The following is a 2,688-nucleotide window of genomic DNA, read 5'->3' as shown; positions in this document are numbered from 1 at the left end:
CAGCGCCAGCTCCGCCAGCGGGTCCTGCTCGCCGACCCGCTGCCGTGGATGGATGAGGACGAGCTGCGCTATCGCGCGGAGGTTCCGTGCTACTGCGCAAAGCAGGGGTGTATTGAAACCTTTATCTCCGGCACCGGCTTTGCCACCGACTATCGGCGTCTGGGCGGCCAGCCGTTAAAGGGCAGCGAGATCGTGCAGCGGGTCGGCGAGCAGGACCCGCTGGCGGAGCTGGCGCTGAGCCGCTACGAGATGCGGCTGGCAAAGTCGCTGGCCCACGTGGTGAATATCCTCGACCCGGACGTTATCGTGCTTGGCGGCGGAATGAGCAACGTCGAGCGCCTGTACCAGACGGTGCCCGCGCTGGTGAAAGGGTGGGTGTTTGGCGGCGAGTGTGAAACGCCGATCCGTAAAGCGCTGCACGGTGACTCCAGCGGCGTGCGCGGCGCGGCCTGGCTGTGGCCGCTGTAGGCGGCTGAGGAGAGGCACTCGACTCCGGCTTCCCGGCGGCACCGCGCTGCCGGGAGGCCGGTTGGCGTTTTACTCCACCGCGTAGGCCTTATCGAGACGGCTGTATCCCAGCCCGTTGATTTTTTTCACCTTGATCTGCACCGGGATACGCTCCTTCATCGCTTCGACGTGGCTAATCACGCCGATCGCCTTGCCGCTGGCGTTGAGGGCATCCAGCGCGTCCAGCGCGGTATCCAGCGTTTCGCTATCGAGCGTACCGAATCCTTCGTCAAGGAACAGCGAATCAATGCGCGTTTTATGACTCACCAGATCGGATAGCGCCAGCGCCAGCGCAAGGCTGACGAGGAAGCTTTCGCCGCCGGAGAGGGTGCGGGTATCGCGCACCGCGTCCGCCTGCCAGGTATCGACCACCTCCAGCTCCAGCGCTTCGCTGGCCTTGCGCTGCAGCTGATAGCGACCGTGCAGGCGGTTGAGCTGATGATTAGCCAGCCAGACAAGGTTATCCAGCGTCAGCCCCTGGGCAAATTTACGGAATTTATCGCCTTCTTTCGAGCCAATCAGCGAATTGAGCCACGCCCAGTCCTCCATCTGCTGCGCGGCGAGCGCGATCTCCTGCTGCAGCGCCTGCTGGCGCTGCTGGTTCTCGGCGTTCTGCTTCAGCTGCTGGCGGATCTCCCCCTGACGGGCGCTGTTTTCCCGCAGCAGAGGGGCCAGCTGCCGTAAGCGGGCCTCGACCTCTTCCATCGGCTGGGCGATGTCGGCCTCCGCCGGCGGCTGCTGTCGATGCTGCGCCAGCGCCTCCCGGGCCCGCAGGGCGAGAGCGCCGTTTTGCTGGAGCGTATTTTCCAGCGTCTGCCTGAGCTGCTCCAGGCGCTGGCGGGTCTCTTCGTCGAGCAGGGCGTCGAGAAACGCCTGCCGGTCGGCAAAGGGGCTGGCGGCGAGGGCGGCGGCGAACTGCGGGTTGAGGAGGTTTTTGCCCGTCGCCTGGCGCTGGAGGATCTCGAAGAGCCGCAGCAGCAGCGCCTCGAGCAGCTGTTTAACGAAACGCTGCACGCCCTGAACGGTGAGGAGCACCTGTGAAAATTCTGAGCCTGCGTCTTAAAAACCTTAATTCGCTAAAAGGCGAGTGGAAAATTGATTTCACCGCCGAACCCTTCGCCAGCAACGGACTGTTCGCGATCGTCGGGCCGACGGGGGCCGGGAAAACGACGCTGCTGGACGCTATCTGCCTCGCGCTGTACCACGAAACGCCGCGTCTGAGCAGCGTGTCGCAATCGCAAAACGATCTGATGACCCGCAATACCGCCGAATGCCTGGCAGAAGTTGAGTTTGAGGTCAAAGGCACCGCCTACCGCGCCTTCTGGAGCCAGAACCGCGCGCGCAACCAGCCCGACGGCAACCTGCAGGCGCCCCGCGTCGAGCTGGCCCGCTGCGACGATGGGCAAATCCTGGCCGACAAAGTCAAAGACAAGCTGGAGATGACCGCCTCGCTCACTGGCCTCGATTACGGCCGCTTTACCCGCTCGATGCTCCTCTCCCAGGGCCAGTTCGCCGCCTTTCTTAACGCCAAACCCAAAGAGCGCGCGGAGCTGCTGGAGGAGCTCACCGGCACCGAAATTTACGGTCAGATCTCCGCCCTGGTGTTTGAAAAGCACAAGCTCGCCCGCAGCGAGCTGGAAAAGCTGCAGGCCCAGGCCTCCGGCGTTCTGCTGCTAAGCGACGAGCAGCAGCAGGCGCTGCAGCAAAGTTTGCAAGTACTTACTGCTGAAGAACAGCAGCGCCTCGCCGAGCAGGCGCGGGAGCAAAATACGCTGCAATGGCTGCTGCGCCAGCAGGAGCTAAGCCGCGACGAGATCCAGACCGCGGCGCGACTGCGCGAGGCGCAGCAGGCGCTGGAGCAGGCCCAGCCGCAGCTGGCGGCGCTGCAGCAGGCGCAGCCTGCCGACCAGCTGCGTCCGCTGTGGACCCGACAGCAGGAGCAGACCGAGGCGCTGGCGCAGACCCGCCGCCAGGTGGAAGAAGTAAATACTCGCTTACACGATCGGCTGCGGCTGCGGGCGGGCATTCGTCTCGCGGCGCAGCAGCAAACGAGCCAGCTGCAGCAAACCCAGAAATCGCTCGCCGAATGGCTGAAGGCCAACGACCGCTATCGTCAGTGGGGCAATGCCCTGGCAGGCTGGCGGGCGGCGTTCCAGCAGCAGGCGCGCGACGCGCAGCAGC

2 protein-coding genes and 2 pseudogenes are annotated in these 2,688 nt (G+C 64.6%); 3 read left to right on the top strand and 1 reads right to left on the bottom strand.

Going from position 1 to position 2,688, the window contains the following annotated elements; genetic code table 11:
* On the top strand, positions 1-468 hold a 468-nt coding region (locus tag PFH44_RS26560), incomplete at its 5' end, for an ROK family protein (RefSeq protein ID WP_283826690.1).
* A gap of 69 nt (positions 469-537) precedes the next feature.
* On the opposite strand, the pseudogene PFH44_RS26555 reads toward PFH44_RS26560, so the two are convergent.
* A pseudogene (locus PFH44_RS26555) lies at positions 538-1,422 on the bottom strand (SbcC/MukB-like Walker B domain-containing protein); the annotation flags it as partial.
* On the opposite strand from PFH44_RS26555, the pseudogene PFH44_RS26550 reads away from it, so the two are divergent.
* Positions 1,414-1,548, top strand: a pseudogene (locus PFH44_RS26550) (exonuclease subunit SbcD); the annotation flags it as partial. The pseudogenes PFH44_RS26555 and PFH44_RS26550 overlap by 9 nt on opposite strands.
* Positions 1,545-2,688, top strand: a 1,144-nt coding sequence (locus PFH44_RS26545; protein ID WP_283826689.1) for an AAA family ATPase, incomplete at its 3' end; no start/stop codon positions are given. The pseudogene PFH44_RS26550 and the gene PFH44_RS26545, both read left to right, overlap by 4 nt.

The organism is Klebsiella sp. Ech2A (assembly GCF_030078455.1).
GTDB lineage: Bacteria > Pseudomonadota > Gammaproteobacteria > Enterobacterales > Enterobacteriaceae > Klebsiella > Klebsiella terrigena.
The sequence above is the reverse complement of the archived record's forward strand: the minus strand, read 5'-3'. Positions and strand labels throughout refer to the sequence as shown.